Origin of the sequence: Formosa agariphila KMM 3901, assembly GCF_000723205.1 — a bacterium.
Classification (GTDB): domain Bacteria; phylum Bacteroidota; class Bacteroidia; order Flavobacteriales; family Flavobacteriaceae; genus Formosa; species Formosa agariphila.
The window spans coordinates 1,275,705-1,295,575 of sequence record NZ_HG315671.1 but is presented as its reverse complement, the minus strand read 5'-3'; the positions used below and the strand labels follow the sequence as shown (position 1 = coordinate 1,295,575).

Sequence of the window (19,871 nt, the reverse complement as noted above, 5' to 3'; positions counted from 1 at the left end):
ATTATGAAAATTGCTATTGCTATATTAAATTGGAATGGACAACAGTTACTAGAACAGTTTCTACCTTCTGTTATTTTAAATTCTGAAGGTGCCGATATTTATGTTATTGATAATGCATCTACAGACGATTCTATAATCGTCTTAAAGCGTAAATTCCCTTCGGTACATATAATTTTAAATTCAGAAAATGGTGGCTACGCAAAAGGCTATAACGACGGATTAAAACATATTCCCGCAGATGTATATTGCTTATTAAATAGCGATATAGAAGTAACTCCAAATTGGCTAGAACCTATTAAAGCGGCTTTTAATGCAGATGATAAAACCGCTATCATCCAGCCTAAGATTTTAGATTACAAGAACAAATCGTATTTTGAATATGCAGGAGCGGCTGGCGGATTTATAGATAAGTATGGTTATCCGTTTTGTCGTGGACGTATTTTCGACACTTTAGAACAAGACCATGGACAATACAATACTAGTGTAGAAATTGATTGGGCAAGTGGTGCCTGTTTATTTATAAAATCTGATGTATTTAAAAAGGCAAACGGCTTAGACAACGATTTTTTTGCACATATGGAAGAAATCGATTTATGTTGGCGTGCTAAAAATTTAGGCTACAAAATAAAATGTGTTCCAGATTCTATTGTATACCATCTAGGAGGCGCCACTTTAAATACTTCAAACCCGAAGAAAACCTATTTAAATTTTAGGAATAGTTTATTCACTTTAGTTAAAAATGCTGGCGGAAATTTACTCGGTATTATCCTCGTTAGAATGCTTTTAGATGGTGTTGCAGGAATTAAGTTTTTGGTATCTCTAAAATTCAATCATTTCTACGCAATAATTCGTGCACATTTTAGTTTTTATAGTCAATTATCAAAAGTATTAAAACAACGTAAAACCTTGATTCAGCAAGCTAATTACTTCAGTGTAAAGTCTATTGTTTGGTCTTATTTTGTTAAAAACAAAAAAAGTACATCGAATTGAAAAATAGTTAGTAAAAGTTTTGTTAAACACTAATTTAACATCTTTTTTTTCATATTTTTGATATGTTTAAATGTAATTTAAGAATTATTATGAAGAAACTCATTTTAAGCAGTGTAGCTGCTTTACTCCTATTATCATCATGTGTATCTAAAAAAGAATATGCTGCCTTAGAATCTAAGCAAAAAGAAACTCAGGATTTATTAAATTCGGCAACTGTAAAATTGAATAGCTGTTTAACAGAGAATGCTGCAGCGACTGCTAGAGCAGAAGCGTTAAAAGATCAGATAACAGATTTAATTGACACTAAAGGTAACTTAACAACACTAACTCAAAAAGGTGCTGAAAACTTAGAGAAATCTTTAGAAAGCATGAAAGAGAAAGATCTTAAGATCACAAGATTACAAGATGCTTTAACAAGAAAAGATAGTGTTACTTTAGCTGTTGTTACAAGTTTAAAGAAAGCAGTTGGTATCGACGATCCAGACATTGAAATTAATGTAGAAAAGGGTGTTGTATTTATCTCTATTGCAGACAAATTATTATTTAAAAGCGGTAGCTACATCGTAACAGATAAAGCTAAAGATGTTTTAGCTAAAGTTGCTAAAGTAATAAATAGTAAACCAAACTTTGAAGCTATGGTTGAAGGACACACAGATAACGTACCTTACAAAAAAGGTGGAATTCTTGAAGACAACTGGGATTTAAGTGTTAAACGTGCTACATCTGTTGTAAGAGTATTACAAGACATGAGTGTTAATCCTGCGCAATTAATCGCAGCTGGTCGTAGCCACTATGTACCATTAGTAGATAATGATACCGCAGAAAACAGAGCGACTAACAGACGTACTCGTATTGTTGTACTTCCTAAAATTGACCAATTCTACGAAATGGTTGAAAAGGAAATGAAAAGTATGGTTGAAGCTGATAAACAATAATTCATCTTCATCTCAAATATTAAAAAGCTCAATCGAAAGATTGAGCTTTTTTTATAGCATATCTTTTTAAAAATTAAAATAGAAGTTTAGCTTTGACTATCTTTATTTTCAAACTTTAATTATAGTAATCAACCTAAATATTTTATTACCTATGATAAATAAAAACTCTGTTCCTCCTGCTCTTATAACTCGAGATTGGCTTGCCATAGAGCGTACAAAACTTGCAAACGAACGGACTTTTCTAGCATATTTCAGAACATTTATGGTGTTTTTAGGAACGGGATTAACCATTATAAAAATGCATATGTTTGAAAAAGTAGAATGGTTTGGGGTTGTATTAGTAATAATGGCACCGATTGTATTGGGTATCGGAATTTTTAGATTGTTAAAAGTGAGAAGTATAATTCGAAAACATTATAATGTCTAATGAAAGCAGCAACAGTTAGACAATTAAAAGTAGAATTACAAGATCAAACACAGGAAGAACTTGTAGCATTGTGCTTACGTTTATCCAAATTCAAGAAAGAAAACAAGGAGCTCCTCACCTATTTATTATTCGAATCTCATAACGAAGCCGATTATATAGATCATATAAAAGTTGAAATAGCAGAGCAATTTACAACCATAAACACCAATAGTTTTCATTACATTAAAAAGAGTGTCCGCAAAATATTAAGGCAACTTAAAATCTACGCGAGATATTCTGGAAAGAAAGAAACCGAAGTAGAATTACTCTTATTTTTCTGTTCCGAGTTGAAGGCCTTTAGACCATCGATTACACGAAATGTGACGCTTACTAATTTGTACGACAGACAGGTTGCTAGTATTAAAAAAAGCATAGCTACTTTACACGAAGATTTACAATACGATTACGAATTAGAACTTGAAAACCTATAGAGATTGAAGATTATAATTAGTCATCTTTAAAGTAATTTTACCCGTTTTCATACCATCTTCTTTCATTTGTTTTCTATCGATAGATGTATCTTTCCCCATATAATTCAGGGGAATTTTAACACGTTCAATTTCAAAACTCACATCTACTTGTTCTGGTAATAGCTTCTGCTCATCTTCAAAATGAAACATTAAATTATAAGTCCCGTTTTTCTTCGTATTTATTTCAGATTCAGCTATACGTACACGTTTGGTATCTAAATAGAGAGTTGCAATAGAAAAATCTGCACGCTTATCTGTAGGAATAACATTTATAAGTTTATATGTTATGCCATTTTTTGTCTCTTCACCACGATTAACCGTTATAAAAGGATATTCAAACAATTGTTGAAGCGAAAAATCTAAACCACGTTTAGGAATCATTACAAAATCATCCGACTCAAATTCTGCGCGTTTATCTTTGGCGTATATCATTTTGGCATGCTTAGTCGGCATGTTAATAAAACTCACATCTACATCCAATTCTATATCTACCGTAAAGGCCTCAATAGCATCCATACGCGTTTTAATAGCTAATAAATCGGCATCAATCTCTTGTGCAAACACACTAGAAACACATAAAAACAAAAGTAAAAATCGTATCATCCTATATCTTTTTTGTTAAACACATAAATCCCTAACCACATTATTAATCCAATATATAAGGTTAAAACCAATGTGTTATGAATTATGGCATCCCAATGAATTATATTATAAAAAAAGTACTGCCAGGTATCGTTTAACTTGGCAAAAAACAATATATTAAACCAATCTACACCAAAATCGACTTTCAGTAAAATATTAGAAAGAATTAAAAAGAAAGCTGAAACAATCCATGTTTTTGTGGCTTCCTTAAAAAATACGGCTATGGTTAAACTGACCACCGAAAAGAATACCATAGAAAACGCACCAGACACAAATGCCCATTTTAAACGGTAAAAGGCATCGGCTTGTTCAAAGAAATTTAATGCATTTAAATACACGATTAAATCGCCTTTACCAAAAATACCATACGACAATACAAACGCCGATAGCGCTACAAAAAACACAACTATTAGTGTAAAAATGATGGCCACGATATATTTACTAGCAATAAATTTCCATTTACTAATGGGTTGCAACATCACCGCCTGCAAGGTTCTATCTTTATATTCAGACGTTAAAGTTCCCGAAACAATAATCATTAAAATTAAAGGCAAATGAAACCATAACGTATTTAAAATAAGATACACTAACAGATTCCCGTTAAGCAAAGTTCCTTCAAAATAAAAGGTTTGCTTTAAATTATCGAGAAGAATATCTATAATATTTGTACCCTGAAAATACGCACTTACTAATACCACGGCTTCAATAATAAAGAGCGCAGCAAGCGCATAGTAAGTTTTACTTTGTTTGAAAAGTTTATAAAATTCTGTTGAAATTAATGCCAGCATGCTTAGAGTTATTGAAACAATTTATCCATATCTAATTCTGGCACGCAAGACGTAATAAAAATCTGTTCGTCAGCTAATTCCTGAATAAGTTTTGGGACTTGATTAGTGGTTATGGTAACATGAGCAATTTCACCTTTATACATAACATCGTAATGTTTTAACGCTTCAGACAATTTAATATTCGGAGCACTAAAACTAAAACTCGTAGTATTTTCGAGAATAATATCTTGTGCTAAGCCCGATTTAATAATTTCACCTTGCTTCATCACATACATGGTGTTGCAAATTTTACTAAGCTCTTCAATAATATGAGAAGAAATTAGAATGGCTAACTGTTCCTTTTCAGCTAAATCGATAATTAATTTTCTCAAGGCTGAAATCCCTAATGGGTCTAATCCAGAGAACGGCTCGTCTAGAACCAAACATTTGGGATTATTAAGCAATGCTATGGAAATACCTAAACGTTGCTTCATTCCCATTGAAAAATTCCGAACTGGATCTGTTCTATCTATAGGTAAACCAACTTGTAATAATCGGTTTAGAATATCGCCTTTAGATACTTTTAAACCTTGAATTTTACAGAATAAATTCAGATTATCGTAGGCGTTTAAATACTCGTAAAGGGCAGGTTTTTCAATAATTCCGCCAATAGGCTTTATACCTTGGGCTTCTAAATTAACCGTACCTGAATTCGGTTTTACCAATCCCAAAATAATTTTAAAGAGCGTTGTTTTTCCAGCGCCGTTAGCACCTAATACACCACAGATTTCTCCTGCTTTACACTGAATGCTTACAGATTTTAAAACTTGTAATTTTCCGTACGATTTACATAAATCTGTTGCCGATAATATCATGAAGTTAATTCGGGTTGAAGTTTCTTAAAGTCGAATTTTGCCGTATACGACCGTTCTAGAAAAGTACGCGACCAAAATGCTTTTCTAATTAAAAACAAAGGATCTTTTACCATGAAATAAGGCACATAATGAAACCATTTTACACCGTGTTCTTCATAATAATTTGCAACCTTTTCTTTAATTCCTAATTCGCTTGCTGCCACTAGAGCGGCTTCACGTTGGCATTTTGAAACGATATAATTTGCGGCTATACGTTTTCTAAACCCGTATTCGAAAAACTGATCTTTTGCTCGTTTATAATTCTGATAACGCGACCAGCCATCCATAATCACTAAAAAAATATGAACGAAAGAGAACAGGAAACACCAAATCCAAAAGCCTTGAATCCATATATTACTTTGTAAAAAGGATGCTTTTAATTGTATCCAATAAATCCAAGATTCTAATATAAATAGAAAAAGAGAATAATATAACAGTTTACCTACCCTAAAGTAAGAAACAAATGCACTAGGCTGTTTTGGTAAACTCAGCAATTCCATAGAAGCAAATTAAATAAATCTTTAAAAAGATTCAAACTTTAAAAGTGATTAAAAAACAAAAGCCTGTAAAAAATTACAGGCTTCTCTATATATTATAACAATATTGAATTAAAATTGTTCTCTTCCAGAAAAATGGAATGCACTTTCAATAGCAGCATTTTCATCGCTATCGCTACCGTGAACAGCATTTTCACCGATTGAAGCAGCAAATAACTTACGAATTGTTCCTTCTGCAGCTTCAGCAGGGTTTGTAGAACCAATAAGCGTTCTAAAATCTTCAACAGCATTTTCTTTTTCTAAGATTGCAGCAATGATTGGTCCACGTGTCATGAATTCAACTAAATCTGCGAAGAAAGGTCTCTCGTTATGAATTGCATAAAATTCTTGAGCGTCTGCAGTTGTCATTTGCGTTAATTTTAATGCAACGATTCTAAATCCTGAAGCGTTGATTTTTTCTAAAATTGCGCCAATGTGTCCGTTTTCAACCGCATCTGGCTTAAGCATGGTAAATGTTCTATTTGTTGCCATTTGTATTTTTAAATTTAGGCCAAAAGTAATGTATTTCTTAGAAAATACCATATAATCACATATTAAAAAATTGTATCTTCGCCTCTTATGACAACATCAGAAATCAACCAAATACAAGCGCTTTTAAGTACGCCTAAACAGATTATTATAGTACCACACAAAAATCCAGATGGCGATGCTATGGGCTCTACCCTAGCATTATACCATTATCTAAAAGGATTTAATCACGATGCTCTAGTTATGGCTCCTAACGATTATCCCGACTTTTTAAAGTGGTTACCAGGAGATGAAACGGTTTTAAAGTATGAATCTGAAACCGAACGTTGCGAAATTTTATTACAAAAAGCAGATCTTATTTTTACCCTAGACTTTAATGCGTTACACCGTGTTGGAGATATGGGAGATAAAATTGGTACAAGTGAAGCTATTAAAATTATGATAGATCACCACCAGCAACCAGACAACTATGCGAAGTTTATGTTTTCTGATGTACGTATGAGTTCTACATGCGAAATGGTCTACCGCTTTATCGAGATGCTAGCTCATGAAAACAGAGTTACAGCAGATATAGCAACCTGTTTATATACGGGAATCATGACAGACACCGGCTCGTTTAGATTTGCTTCTACAACAAGTAAAACCCACTATATTATTGGAAAGTTAATGGAACACGGTGCTAAAAATGCCGAAATTCATAATGCGATTTACGACACCAATAGTTATGCAAGACTACAACTTTTAGGTTGTGCTTTAAAAAATTTAAAAGTAATTCCTGAATTACGAACAGCCTATATTACATTATCTCAGGACGAATTAAATCAATTTGATTTTAAAAAAGGAGATACTGAAGGCTTTGTAAACTATGGACTTTCTTTAAATAATATTATTTTTGCAGCCATTTTTATTGAACACAAGAAAGAAAACATCATTAAAATATCTTTAAGATCTAAAGGCGATTTTTCTGTTAATGAATTTTCTAGACAGTATTTTGAAGGTGGCGGACACACCAATGCAGCAGGCGGTAAAAGTGATTTAAGTTTAGATGAAACCATTGAGAAATTTATTAGTATCTTACCAAGCCATAAAAATGAACTAACCTCATGATAAAACTAGGTTTATGTTGTTTGGTAATTTTCAGTATTATAAGCTGCAAGTCCCCAGAAGCCAGACGACCAATATCTGTAAAAAGTGGTTCGTTTGTAGATGCATCTATAGAACGAAACATTCAATTATATGAAAACGAAAAAATACGTTTCCAAGAGATCATGGATGCAGATCCAGAGCAAGATTACTTACGCTCTCAAAATGGATTCTGGTATACGTATAATATTAAGAAAGATTCTGACACTTTACCAAAACCCGATTTTGGAGATGTTGTAAATTTCGATTACAATGTTAAAACCATAAACGGAGATATGGTTTACACCAATGCCGAAACCAAACCCGACACATATATAATGGATAAACAAGAACTGTTTACCGGATTACGTGAAGGTCTTAAATTAATGAAAGCAGGAGAAACAGCAACCTTCTTATTTCCCTCGGCAATTGCCTATGGCTATTACGGAGATCAAAATAAAATTAACACAAATACTCCGCTAATTTGCAGAGTTACCATTCATTCAATAACAGAAAATTAAGATTACACAAATGACATTATTAAAACAATCTATTAAATTTATTTTACTTACACTTTTAGTAAGTTTTACAGCATGTAACGAAAAATACCCTGATTTAGAAGACGGGATGTATGCTGAAATTATTACGAATAAAGGAACTATGGTTGCCAACCTAGAATTCGAAAAAACACCTGTTACGGTTGCCAATTTTGTGTCCCTTGCAGAAGGAACAAACACTATGGTAGACAGTACGTTTAAAGGAAAAAAATATTATGATGGTATTATTTTTCACCGTGTAATTGATGGGTTTATGATTCAAGGTGGAGATCCAACAGCAAGTGGTTCTGGAGGACCAGGTTATAAATTTGAAGACGAATTTGATGAGACTTTAAAGCACGACAAACCTGGTATTTTATCTATGGCCAATGCAGGTCCTGGTACAAACGGAAGTCAGTTTTTCATCACAGAATCTGCAACTCCTAACTTAGATAACAGACATACAGTATTTGGAGAATTAGTTGAAGGTATTGCCATTCAAGATTCGATTTCTAATGTTGAAGTTGGTCCAAACGATAAGCCGGTAGAAGATGTTGTTATCAAATCTATTAATATTATTAGAAAAGGTTCTGCTGCTAAAAAGTTTGATGCTAACGCTGTATTCTTAGAAAGTTTTAAAGAAATAGAACGTAAAAAAGAAGAAGCTGAAAAGAAATTAAATGAAGCTAAAGCTGCATTCTTAGAAAATGATAAAGCCATAAAAGCGGAAATGAAAACACTTCCTACAGGCTTAGGATTATCTATGCTTAGTGAAGGTGATGGTGCTAAACCATCTTCTACAGATCAGGTTCTTATTAAGTACGCAGGATATTTAGAAGACGGAACTTTATTCGACACTAATGATCCAGAAACAGCAAAATCTTTTGGAGTATACAACCCACAAAGAGATCAGCAAGGTGGTTACCAAGCTTTCCCTATGATTTACAATGAAACTGCAGGTTTAATTCCTGGATTTAGAGAAGCCATGTTAAACATGAATGTTGGCGATAAAGTTAGAGCTTATATCCCTGCTGCTTTAGCATATGGAGAAAGAGGTGCTGGTAATGTTATTAAACCTAACTCAAACTTAATCTTCGATTTAGAAATAGTTGGAATTGCTGAATAATTACTTTTCACTTTAACACACAAAAAAGCCGCTAATTATAGCGGCTTTTTTGTTTTAAACTTTGTCCTATTTTTTTTACTTCTAAACTAAAATTCCAGCTAAATAAGTATACAGATTACTTATTTAAATTAACAACTTCCTCAGTTTTGATCTTAGAAAGTTCCTTCAACTTATTCGCTTCAAAAAGCATTGGCAAATTTTTTAAAGGGGTACCAACTGTAGCTTCATAATTTGTGTAATCCTGAAACGTAATTCCATCTACAACTCGTTTATTATAAGCCACTCTAAACCTTACTCCACCTTCATTTACACTATAATTATAAGCTAAATAATCAATCTTTTTTGTATTTTCATTAATCCAATACATATACTCATCGTCGTGATCCTCTCCACCACCTTCTTGGTTAAATGTAACTTCAATCACATTATAAGTATCATTTTTAATACTTATGGTTTCAATAAATTTAGAGTTTACAGCTTCATCATTTAATTTATGAGGAAGTGTTGCAAAATAAATCACAGAATTTACAGCACCTGTTCCACTCGTCACCTCTTTTTCTGAAAGATTTATAACTTCATCATTAACCGTCCTAGAAAAGTTTCCATTCTTTAAAACATCAACTACTAGCGAGTCTCCTTTTTTATAAGTTTTGGTATACTCGTAACTCGAGCCATTATTTTTAAAACTATATGTTTTATCTCTAAACACAAACGCATATTGTGCAGTATTATATAAATCGCCGCCATGAGCAGCAATCGCTTCATTAATCAAAGTTTCAGATTTCGATAAAGCTACCGACTGTTCTGTTAGTATAGATGTTTTAACCTCTTCTAGTTCGACGTCTTGTTTCTTTTCTTTTGTATTACACGATGTAACGAATCCTATGGTAAAAAGGATTAAAAATGATTTGAAAATATGCATTAAATTATTTTTAAATTAGAATACAATATTAATCGCTTAAAAAGTGAATACCTTTCAATTTTTCGGTAAATTTTTCAGAGGTATGTACTTATTCTACTAACATTATTAATATATATTCAAAAAGAAGGAATTTCATATCATTTTAAATCTGCTTAGCTGAAATTAATTGTATAAGCTAACACAGTTCGTCATCTATAATTTTGAGAATATTCTCAGCATTCAATATCTTTGTAAATTCAAAACCTACTTGACCCACTCGTCTTTAATGACAAAAATTATAAATACGACCCCAACATCTTAATTATATGACTACCAATAAAAAATGGAAAATCGGTGGATTAGCATTTGTCCTAATCATACTTTTAATATTGATTTTTGTACCCACCGTAATTAAAAACTATGCCATTAACAACAGTAAAACATTACTTGGTAGGCAGATTGATATTGATAAATTAAAACTAAATTATTTTACAGGAACCGTAAAAGTCATCAATTTTAAACTCTTTGAAGCAGATGAGACAACCAATTTCATCAGTTTTGACACATTGATTTTAGACACAGAACCTTACCGTTATCTAAGTAAAGAATTAGTGGTCGAGCAATTTTACTTAAAAGGGTTAACCGTAAACGTAACTCAGCAAGACTCTATTTTTAATTTCGATGATTTAATAGCGTTCCACACCTCTAAAGTAGATACCGTTCAAGTTGAAGCACCTGAAGAAACAGAACCTTTAAAATACAATTTAAACAATCTAGAACTTAAAGACGCTCACTTTGTTTTTAATGATAAGAATGTAGACCACATAACTAATATTGAGGATTTCTCTTTTATCATACCTTTTATAGGTTGGAATCAGGAAGAAAAAAGTAATGCAGATTTAAAATTTAATTTTGAAAATGGTGGCTATTTCACCTCTAACTTAAATGTAAATCCTACAGATGGAGAGTACGATGCCAGAATAACTATTCATGATTTATATTTAAATTCTTTTTATAAATACGCAGCAGCTAATGCCAATATAAACAGTCTTAACGGTCATTTAAACACCGATATTAAAATTGAGGGAAACATTAACGATGCCGTGAAATCTATTGCTTCTGGTCGCGTTTCTATTAGTGACTTTGAAATGACAGACAATAACGATGAAAAATTTCTGGCTTTAAAAAACTTCAAAACCAAATTACAAAAAATAGATTATGCCAACAGCTCGTATATAATAGACTCTTTGAGTTTAACAGAATCTTATACCCATTTTAAATTGGATTCTGTAACCAATAATTTCTTTAAAATTTTTAAAATTGAAGAAAACGCAACTGCAACACAGGATACTTTAGCAGAACAACCAATAGATACAACTCAGGTTACTGAGGAAAAAACAAATCTATTTTATGCCATAAATCATTTTAACGTGAACCGTGGTGTTTTAGACTATTCTGATAATCTTACAGGTGAACAATTTGACTACCATCTTAGTGATATTCAAATCAATTCAGATAGTATTTCTAGTAAATCCGATTGGGTAAACATATACTCAGATATGGTTTTAAATAACCGCGGTACTCTAAAAGCTAAACTTGGTGCTAATCCATTAGACACTAACAATGCAGAAATTGACATTAGTATAGAAGACTTTTTATTATCAGACATCAATATTTATTCGCGTTACTATTTAAGTCATGACATTTTAGAAGGTGACTTTTATTACAACACAAAAACTACCATTGTAGACGGCGAATTAACGAGTGAAAATAAGTTATTAATAAAAAATGCAGAAGTGTCTAATACAGCAAAAGGTGTAAATACACTTCCTTTAAAGTTTGCATTATTTTTATTGAAAGATAAAAATGGCGATGTAAAATTAGATGTTCCTATAGGTGGAAACATGAACGACCCTTCTGTAAGCATTGGTAAAGTAGTAGGGACAACATTAAAAAACCTTATTGTAAAAACAGTGGCTAGTCCTGTGAAATTCTTGGGTGGCTTAGTTGGCGGTGACCCAAAAGATTTAGAAGAAATTGAGTTTACATATTTAGATACAATTCCTACAGGAAAATCAATTCATCAATTAGATAAACTTAGTAGTTTAGAAGAAAAAAAAGATGGTTTAAAAATTGAAATGCTTCACTATGTCGATTTAGATTTACAAAAAGAAGCTATAGCATTAGCTGAATTAGGTCAAGCTTTTAATACAGAAACCAAGAAGGATTATACTAAAGACGAAAAGGCTTTTGAGACTTATTTACAAACAAAAGTCGGTTCAGATTCTATTTCGGTTAAAGACGCTATTTTAAAATTAAGCGCAGACATCAATTTAGATGCTTTAGCAGCCCAATATAATACTCTGCTTATAAAAAACACAGAAGCCTATTTAAAAGAAAAAAATACGTTTACAAAAATTAAAGTATTAGCTGCAGATCCAAAAGCTCCAGGACATACAGGGTCTAAATCTCGATTTAAAATTACATATGACTTGTTAGAAGCAGACATACCAAAATAAAAGTATAGCGAAATAAAAAAGTCTCAGATTACAACTTAATCTGAGACTTTTTTATTTCTATTTTTTTTATAAAACACATAAGATTTAAGATGTAATAAAAGCTAATATATCGGCCTCTTTAAGCTTCGGATTTGCACCTTCATGACTTGCAACTAAGGCTCCAACAGCACAGGCATAATCTATAGCATCTTGTGGCGGCGTGTCTTGTAGTAATTTAGTTATTAAAGATCCTAAGAATGAATCGCCAGCACCAACCGTATCTACAACTGTAATTTTATATCCAGCATTACAATAAAACGTTTCATCTTGATAGTAAATTGCACCACTAGCCCCCTTAGTTACACAAATCGATTTTGTATTAGTTTGTTTAGACATAAACTGAATATTGTCTTCTAAAGATGTGGATTCGAAACCTAGGGATTTAGCGATTTCAAAAATTTCATCGTCGTTAAATTTTATAAAATCGGCTGCATTCATTAAATGATTTAAAACCGTTTTGGTATAATGAGGCGCTCTTAAATTAATATCTAAAATTTTATAATTAGCGACTTTTAAAAGTTCGTATAAGGTATTGCGCGATATAACATCTCTTGCCACTAAACTTCCATACACAAAAGCATCTGCTTGTTTAGTTGCCTCTAAAGCTGTTTCTGTAAGCTGAAGATTATCCCAAGCACGATTTAAATTTATAGTATAAGATGCCGAACCATTTTCATCTAAAAGCACATCTACTTCTCCCGTTTCTAAAGCAGCATCAATCTGAACGTTAACTGTATTCACACCATGTGCTGCAATAAAATCAGCAATTTCTGTTCCTTTCGTATCATCACCAATTCTGGTAATAATAGACACCTTATTTCCTAAAGACTGTAATCGTAGCGCAACATTTAAAGGTGCACCTCCAATTTTTTTATGCGTTGGAAACACATCCCATAACACTTCGCCAAAACAAACTATATTTTTCATTTAACTGTGTTTTAAAGCTGATTTATTCCATGCCTTTAGGCTGTGTACTATACCATTTTCAGAAATGGCATTGTACGCTTTAGAAAATGCATTTACAAACGTTTCAGACGTTTTTAATTTTCCAAAAATAGATTCTAGTTCTAAAAATTTAGCCGGATCTTCTTTAGCTAATCGCGCTTGTTTTGCTAAAGTTTTAGCCATGACATCTTTTATAAGTAAATCGTCATGGTTTTCGTCCTTTCCTAAACTGTAAATCGCCCAAGCAGCAACCACTAATGCGGCAAAATCTACAGAGCCTTGACGCGCTAATTGTGCATTAACAGTAGGTAATACGAATATTGGAAATTTAGCAGAACTCTCTGAACAGATACGATCTATTTGATCTTTCATATAAACATTCCCAAATCTATGTAATAAAGTTTCTTTATATTTATCTAAATCTACGCCGTCTAAATCTGATAATGTTGGCGTAACTTCCTGATCCATATACAATCTTAAAAACGTACTAATTTCTGGATTATAAACCGCTTCATCTATGGTAGAACATCCTCTTAACGCTCCTAAAACGCCTAATACAGTATGTCCTGCATTAAGAAGTGTTAGTTTCATTTTTTCGTAAGGATCGACATCTTCTACAAATTGCGCACCAACGGTTTCCCAAGCTGGTCTTCCGGCTTTAAAATCGTCTTCAATAACCCATTGGTGGAACGGTTCGCAAACTACTGGCCATGCATCATCGATACCAGAAGACGCATTTAAATTTGAAATATCTACCGGAGATGTTGCAGGTGTAATACGATCTACCATACTGTTTGGGAAGGATACATTTGCATCAATCCATGCAATTAATTCCGGCTCAGTTTTTTCAACATAACTCATTAACATACGCTTAGTTAAATCGCCGTTACCCTTAATATTATCGCAAGATTGAATAGTGATTGCTAATCCATTTTCTTTACGGCGTTTTAGAGCTTGAGTAAGATATCCGAATATGGTTTTTGGCGCATCTGGATGCTCTAAATCGTATTGAATTTGAGGATTCTCATAATCGAATGCTTCAGTAGCTTCATTGTAATTATAACCACCTTCTGTAATCGTTAACGTAATAATTTTAATTTCTGGACTCGCCATTTTTTCAATGACTTGCACCGGGTTTTCAGGAGCATACATACACTCTACAATAGAGCCAATAACCCGTTTCGTAAGCGTGCCGTCCAATTCTTTTATAACAAGGGTATATAAACCATCTTGTTCCTTTAATGTATTATATATTTTAGTATCGAAATCTAATAATGCCACACCACATATTCCCCAATCTGTGACATTGGTATCGTGTAATAATTGATCTGTATAAAATGCTTCGTGAGCTCTGTGAAATCCACCAATACCCACATGTACAATACCAGCCTTTACCTTAGAACGATCGTAAGTTGGGCAAGATATTTTTTTGGCAACTTTGGCCAAATTCATCTGATTAAGTTTTATTAAATTTTCCACGATATTATATGTTTTTAATTTTTCCTCTTTTTAATTTCCAATATGCCATTACAAAATATATAACCGTACATACAAAAGCATAACGATAAAAAATATCTCTATTTTCAATATAAATACTCTCGTCTGCACTTCCAAACAACACCTTGCAAGACAAGTATAAAGTTATGGCCAATGCCATTATTGCAATCCCGCCCAATACTTTTGAAAAGATAGAGTTGTCTTGAATTTTAGCAACTTCTTGTATCGCTTTTTGGTCTTGATATTTAGCAATGTTTTCATTTCTAACTTTTTCTTCTAAGACTTCTGTTGGATAAGATTCCTTAGCACCATATTTTCCTGCTAAAAGGGTATACACTATAATTGTAAATATCCAAGTAGGAATAAAAAGGTAGTAAAAAGGCATAATATTTATAATGTTCAATCCAAAACCAAATACTAATCCTAATCCCCATGATACAATAGCAGGCGTACTAAACGTTAATTTTTTATAATGCGACCAATATCTTGTATAACCTATTTTTGGAAAAATTTGATGTTCTGCAAATACAATTCCTCCTACAGGAACTACTAATAATCCTGCATACGTTAATAATGGTAATATCTGACTGAATACAAACGGAAAACAAGCAACAATCATAGTCACCACACCAACAACTAGTGTTGATTTTTTACGGGAATGCGAATTAAAAACCGCCTGAGCGGCAAGTCCTGCTCTATATAAATTAGCAATAGCAGTAGTCCATCCCGCAACAATTACAATTACAAATCCTGACCAACCTAAAGCGTAATAAGCAACATCTCCTGGATCTAAAGCAACTATAGGTTTGCCTATAATAACGGCTGCTCCAGCTCCCATAATTCCTGCAGAAATCCATGCCACATAGTGACCGAACATCATCCCTGTACTCGTTGATAATCCGTAAGATTTCTTTTTAGCAAAACGCAACATGGCCATATCTATTAAACCAAAATGCGTAATAGTATTGGCTGCCCATGCAAACCCTATCACTTCTACTAAACCTATACCTGGTTCTCCTTTACTGTTTAAACCGGTCCAAATGGTATGGTCTCCTAAAGTTACAAAATCAGCCCAACTTGAAGGAATAGTTTGTCCTAAATCTGAAAGGGACAAGGCAGGAAGTAACACAAAAGCACCGCTTAAAAACATTACAAACAACCAAGGCGCACAAATTCCTGAAAACTCGGTAACCGCTTTAAACCCATAAATAGCAATTGCAACAACGACTAACCCCACACACAACACGATTAAAACAAACCATAAATTCGTGGGATACCAATCTAGTTGGGCTGGTATATTAAAAGCAAAACGTACGGCGGTTGCTGACACCGTAATCATGGCGGCCGATATCACAGTAAAAATGATAATGTTTGCCCAATTGTAGAGTTTCGTCATAGAATCTCCGGCAATCTTATTTAAATACGTATATAAACTTAATCGTGTTTCTACCGCTATGGGAGCAGTAATTAAAGTCCAACTTAAAACAGCTAAAATATTACCTATTAATAACCCTAAAAGGATGTCTTTAGTGGTTGCGCCTAAAGCTACAAAAGTAGCTCCAATAACAAATTCTGTTGCAGCAACATGCTCAGCGGCATATAAACCTGCAAAATGTGTCCAATCATGTAACTTATGTTTAGACACAGGTAACTGCTCTTCGTCTATACTCTCAAACTCCTGATAATTAGTTTCTGTCTTCATGTGTTATTCGTTTGCTTGTGTTTTAAAGCCATTTGTAAAACGCTATAAAAACATGTTTTATTCGGTTAAATTTTACAAACGTCATTTTTACGCTTTAATTTATTTTTCAAAGTTATTCAAAAATTTGAAATATCAAAATAAAATCATAAAATATTCTATATTAACTCATTTATATTCTAAATTATCTCAAATTTCAGTTTTCAGCAAAACTAGAGACATCATAATATTAAGTCCCTATTGGACGTTTAATAATTAAAATACAAAAAAAATTATTACATTAGCTTCATATTTAAAGTTTATGAAATCAAAAAAAATAAACAACATCTCTGTTGACTGTGTTGTTTTCGGATATAATACTCTTGAGAAAACACTTAACGTCTTATTAATAAAACGCTATTTGGAATCTGAAACGACTTCTGAAATATTAGTAAACGATTATGTTTTAACAGGATATCATGTACATGAAGATGAAACCCTAGACGATACCGCTTCTAGAGCTTTAAAAGAGTTAACTGGACTAAGCCGTTTATACAAAAAACAGTTTAAAGCCTTTGGAAGTCCCAATCGATTACTGGACGAAAAAGACCAAGAATGGATTAAAAATGAAGGCTTTAACACCAGAACCATTACCATTGCATATTACTTTTTAATAAAAACAGAAGCTGTTAACTTAGAAAACAATAAACATAATGCCAAATGGTTTCCGGTAAATGAATTACCAGAATTAGGTTTCGATCATGAGTCTATTCTCTTAGAAGCTTACGAAGATTTAAAAATTAAATGTCTGTCCGAGCCTATAATTTTTGAATTACTACCACATAAGTTCACCATAAATGAGGTACAAGATTTGTATCAGTCTATTTTAGGAATTGAAATTGATAACCGTAATTTTAGACGAAAGCTTATTAATAAAAAGTATATTATTCCTTTAGATGAAAAACAAGTTGGAGTCTCTAAAAAGCCCGCGCAACTGTATATGTTTAGTAAAGATGTTTACGAGAAAATGTTTCAGAAAAATTATTTAATAAGCATTTAATTGAATTTTAATCTCATACCTAACTTATAGAATTAAACAGAACCCATTTAGGTGTGGTTCTGTCTTACCAAGAAATTATATCTAGCAGCACAAACTCGTATACTCTCAAATACGCTTAGCGAATTTTTCACTATAGTTCAGCACTAATTTTATTTAAAATAAATTAAAAAATGAAACTATATTTACCCTGAAAAAACAGCTAAAATTATAAGCACACGTTTACAATTTTAGTTTTATAACCAACCACCAAGCTTAAAAGAGATTAAATGAGTAAAAAACCAACCATTAGAATTGCAATTATTGTAATCTTATTTTCAATATGCAATGTGGCGTTCTCGCAGCACACAGATTTAGTTGATAAGTCGCAAACACAAATTTTGGCCGACACAACAAGAACCTATTTTATTCCAGATGCTACACATAGAGGTATGAGGTGGACTAGGTCTCATAATAAATGGTTTACTACAAAATTAGGGTTCTCTCCTATTTTAGATTACAATCTAAACATACAAGACCAAGACAGTAAAGACCAAGTTGGTTCTCAAGAAAGCCGATTCGATATTAGAAGTGCCCGTGTGATGCTTCGTGGAGATATAAATTTTAAAACACCATGGCATTATTTAATAAGTGTAGAATATAAAGGATTTGATCGAGGCGACGATGATCCAAATTTTGGAATTACCGATTTTAAAATTGTTGCGCCCCTGTCTGAAAATAGCGATATTACATTTGGGAAAATTAAAGAAACCTTTGTTTACGAAATGGTTGGGGATGCTGCCAACTTACCGCACTTTGAAAGATTACTAAGTCCTTTTTTTAACAGTAGAAACATCGGTGTTATATATCATCACTTTTTCTTAAACAATCGTTTAACAGCTTCTGCTGGTTTTTATAAAGATTGGTTTGCTAGTGATAAAAGTTTTTCTAAATCTAACAACACTTTTACAGCTCGAGTTACCGGACTTCCTAAATGGGAGAATGATGGGAAACAGTTTATGCACATGGGAATTGGTGTACGTTATGTAGATGCTGTCGACGATATTATTCAGCTAAAAGGTAAAAACGAATCTAATATAACTTCTAATTATGTAGACACTGGAGCTATGGATGCGTCTAATCAATTAAACGTAAACATAGAGCAGTTATGGAGTTTAGATAACTTTTCTGTTTTAATGGAATATGTTCACAACTGGACAGATACCAAAGATTTTGGAACCGAACAATTTAACGGATATTATGTTACTGGAAGTTATGTATTAAGTGGAGAACAAAGACCATACGACCAAAGAGCCGCTTACGCGAGACGTATAAAACCTACAGGAAAATACGGTGCATGGGAAATATTTACGCGTGTGGGACGCACCGACCTTGAAACAAAACAAATTCATGGAGGCATAAATAACCGATACGATCTAGGTTTAAACTGGTGGGCAACCCAATATTGGAAAGCGGGGGTGGTTTACGGTATTAGTAATTTAGAAAGAGACGGACTTACGGGAATAACAAATAATGTGCAATTCCGAATCCAATGGATTTACTAATGTGAATTTAATCAATTGATTTGAAATTTTCAGCTAAACAAACATTACAGTCCTATTATATTTCATTCAATTGCAAAAAATAAGCTATCTTTTCAATCACTAAACAAGTAAATACTTTTAAAACATCTTTACATGATTTAACCACATGTAATACTTGAATTAAAGTTTAACCTAAAATTAAAAGATTAAAACAAACAAAATTATGAAACAACTATTTCTACTTCTATTAGTAACCTTAAGTTTTACAGTAAAAGGACAAAGTATTATTGGACAATGGGAAACCTACGACGACAAAACCAATGAAAAGAAAGCTCTTATTGAAATTGAAAAAACCAATGATATCTATACCGCCAAAATAATTAAGAAATATATTGGTGAAGAAAATTCGGTTTGTGAAAAATGCGAAGGAGATAAAAAAAACAAACCAATTATTGGATTGGTAATTATTGAAGGTATAAAAAAAGATGGTAAAGAATATAACGACGGTACAATCCTAGATCCAGAATCTGGCGACGTATACAGCTGTTATTTAAAATTAGTAGACGACAACAAACTTAAAGTAAGAGGCTATATGGGTGTTGCACTTCTAGGAAGAACACAATACTGGATTAGAAAGCAGTAAATCTTTTTTAATTTAAGCTCAAAAAAAAATAGCGAGATAAGTCTCGCTATTTTTGACACTATCATAAAAAGTGTGT

Annotated in this window: 20 protein-coding genes; 11 read left to right on the top strand and 9 right to left on the bottom strand. The window is 32.6% G+C overall.

Features of this window, described 5'->3' with window-relative positions; genetic code table 11:
- Window positions 1-3: 3 nt before the first annotated feature.
- The 4 genes from BN863_RS05435 (at window position 4) to BN863_RS05420 (ending at window position 2,822) form a co-directional block, all read left to right on the top strand.
- Window positions 4-990, top strand: a complete 987-nt coding sequence (locus BN863_RS05435; protein WP_038528277.1) for a glycosyltransferase family 2 protein — start codon at window positions 4-6, stop codon at window positions 988-990.
- An 89-nt stretch (window positions 991-1,079) separates the two neighbouring features.
- Window positions 1,080-1,925 (top strand): OmpA/MotB family protein, encoded by an 846-nt coding sequence (locus BN863_RS05430; RefSeq protein ID WP_038533224.1) that lies wholly within the window; start codon window positions 1,080-1,082, stop codon window positions 1,923-1,925.
- 151 nt (window positions 1,926-2,076) lie between these two features.
- Window positions 2,077-2,352 (top strand): DUF202 domain-containing protein, encoded by a 276-nt coding sequence (locus tag BN863_RS05425; RefSeq protein WP_038528274.1) that lies wholly within the window; start codon window positions 2,077-2,079, stop codon window positions 2,350-2,352.
- Window positions 2,352-2,822 carry a hypothetical protein gene (locus tag BN863_RS05420; RefSeq protein ID WP_038528271.1) on the top strand — a complete coding sequence of 157 codons (471 nt, stop codon included), beginning with the start codon at window positions 2,352-2,354 and terminating at the stop codon, window positions 2,820-2,822. Before BN863_RS05425 ends, BN863_RS05420 begins: the two co-directional genes overlap by 1 nt.
- On the opposite strand, the gene BN863_RS05415 is transcribed toward BN863_RS05420, so the two are convergent.
- From BN863_RS05415 to BN863_RS05395, 5 genes are all read right to left on the bottom strand, one after another.
- Window positions 2,817-3,464 carry a hypothetical protein gene (locus tag BN863_RS05415; protein WP_038528269.1) on the bottom strand — a complete coding sequence of 216 codons (648 nt, stop codon included), beginning with the start codon at window positions 3,462-3,464 and terminating at the stop codon, window positions 2,817-2,819. The two genes, BN863_RS05420 and BN863_RS05415, sit on opposite strands and share 6 nt — an antisense overlap.
- A complete protein-coding gene (locus BN863_RS05410; RefSeq protein WP_038528266.1) occupies window positions 3,461-4,291 on the bottom strand; it encodes an ABC transporter permease in 831 nt (276 codons plus the stop codon). Before BN863_RS05410 ends, BN863_RS05415 begins: the two co-directional genes overlap by 4 nt.
- A gap of 8 nt (window positions 4,292-4,299) precedes the next feature.
- On the bottom strand, window positions 4,300-5,145 hold the full coding sequence (locus BN863_RS05405; RefSeq protein WP_038528263.1) for an ABC transporter ATP-binding protein: 846 nt from the start codon (window positions 5,143-5,145) through the stop codon (window positions 4,300-4,302).
- The gene (locus BN863_RS05400; RefSeq protein WP_038528260.1) at window positions 5,142-5,684 is read right to left on the bottom strand and encodes a hypothetical protein; all 543 of its coding nucleotides are present in this window, start codon (window positions 5,682-5,684) and stop codon (window positions 5,142-5,144) included. The genes BN863_RS05405 and BN863_RS05400 overlap by 4 nt, the downstream gene beginning before the upstream one ends.
- Window positions 5,685-5,792: 108 nt before the next feature.
- Window positions 5,793-6,212, bottom strand: coding sequence for a nucleoside-diphosphate kinase (locus BN863_RS05395; RefSeq protein WP_038533221.1), 420 nt, complete (start codon window positions 6,210-6,212; stop codon window positions 5,793-5,795).
- 87 nt (window positions 6,213-6,299) lie between these two features.
- On the opposite strand from BN863_RS05395, the gene BN863_RS05390 reads away from it, so the two are divergent.
- From BN863_RS05390 to BN863_RS05380, 3 genes are read left to right on the top strand one after another with little or no spacing between them, the layout of a single operon-like run.
- Window positions 6,300-7,316 carry a DHH family phosphoesterase gene (locus BN863_RS05390; RefSeq protein WP_038528258.1) on the top strand — a complete coding sequence of 339 codons (1,017 nt, stop codon included), beginning with the start codon at window positions 6,300-6,302 and terminating at the stop codon, window positions 7,314-7,316.
- A complete protein-coding gene (gene gldI, locus BN863_RS05385) occupies window positions 7,313-7,852 on the top strand; it encodes a gliding motility-associated peptidyl-prolyl isomerase GldI (protein WP_038528255.1) in 540 nt (179 codons plus the stop codon). The genes BN863_RS05390 and gldI overlap by 4 nt, the downstream gene beginning before the upstream one ends.
- Before the next feature lie 10 nt (window positions 7,853-7,862).
- Window positions 7,863-8,993, top strand: coding sequence for a peptidylprolyl isomerase (locus tag BN863_RS05380; RefSeq protein ID WP_038528253.1), 1,131 nt, complete (start codon window positions 7,863-7,865; stop codon window positions 8,991-8,993).
- 115 nt (window positions 8,994-9,108) lie between these two features.
- Here the strand turns inward: BN863_RS05380 and BN863_RS05375 are convergent, their stop codons facing one another.
- Window positions 9,109-9,915, bottom strand: a complete 807-nt coding sequence (locus tag BN863_RS05375) for a DUF6503 family protein (RefSeq protein ID WP_038528250.1) — start codon at window positions 9,913-9,915, stop codon at window positions 9,109-9,111.
- A 305-nt stretch (window positions 9,916-10,220) separates the two neighbouring features.
- On the opposite strand from BN863_RS05375, the gene BN863_RS05370 reads away from it, so the two are divergent.
- The gene (locus tag BN863_RS05370) at window positions 10,221-12,413 is read left to right on the top strand and encodes a DUF748 domain-containing protein (RefSeq protein ID WP_038528247.1); all 2,193 of its coding nucleotides are present in this window, start codon (window positions 10,221-10,223) and stop codon (window positions 12,411-12,413) included.
- 84 nt (window positions 12,414-12,497) lie between these two features.
- Here the strand turns inward: BN863_RS05370 and BN863_RS05365 are convergent, their stop codons facing one another.
- From BN863_RS05365 to BN863_RS05355, 3 genes are read right to left on the bottom strand one after another with little or no spacing between them, the layout of a single operon-like run.
- A complete protein-coding gene (locus BN863_RS05365; protein ID WP_038528244.1) occupies window positions 12,498-13,379 on the bottom strand; it encodes a carbohydrate kinase family protein in 882 nt (293 codons plus the stop codon).
- Complete coding sequence (locus tag BN863_RS05360; RefSeq protein WP_038528241.1) at window positions 13,380-14,849, bottom strand: mannitol dehydrogenase family protein; 1,470 nt, start codon at window positions 14,847-14,849, stop codon at window positions 13,380-13,382.
- Window positions 14,850-14,880: 31 nt separating this feature from the next.
- Window positions 14,881-16,596, bottom strand: a complete 1,716-nt coding sequence (locus BN863_RS05355) for a purine-cytosine permease family protein (protein WP_038528239.1) — start codon at window positions 16,594-16,596, stop codon at window positions 14,881-14,883.
- A gap of 298 nt (window positions 16,597-16,894) precedes the next feature.
- Between BN863_RS05355 and BN863_RS05350 the strand changes: the two genes are divergently transcribed.
- The 3 genes from BN863_RS05350 to BN863_RS05340 all read left to right on the top strand — a co-directional run bounded on the left by BN863_RS05350 (window position 16,895) and on the right by BN863_RS05340 (window position 19,795).
- Window positions 16,895-17,632 carry an NUDIX hydrolase gene (locus BN863_RS05350; protein ID WP_038528236.1) on the top strand — a complete coding sequence of 246 codons (738 nt, stop codon included), beginning with the start codon at window positions 16,895-16,897 and terminating at the stop codon, window positions 17,630-17,632.
- Window positions 17,633-17,898: 266 nt separating this feature from the next.
- Complete coding sequence (locus BN863_RS05345; RefSeq protein WP_051774547.1) at window positions 17,899-19,173, top strand: porin; 1,275 nt, start codon at window positions 17,899-17,901, stop codon at window positions 19,171-19,173.
- Window positions 19,174-19,375: 202 nt separating this feature from the next.
- The gene (locus BN863_RS05340; RefSeq protein WP_038528233.1) at window positions 19,376-19,795 is read left to right on the top strand and encodes a DUF2147 domain-containing protein; all 420 of its coding nucleotides are present in this window, start codon (window positions 19,376-19,378) and stop codon (window positions 19,793-19,795) included.
- Window positions 19,796-19,871 lie beyond the last annotated feature (76 nt).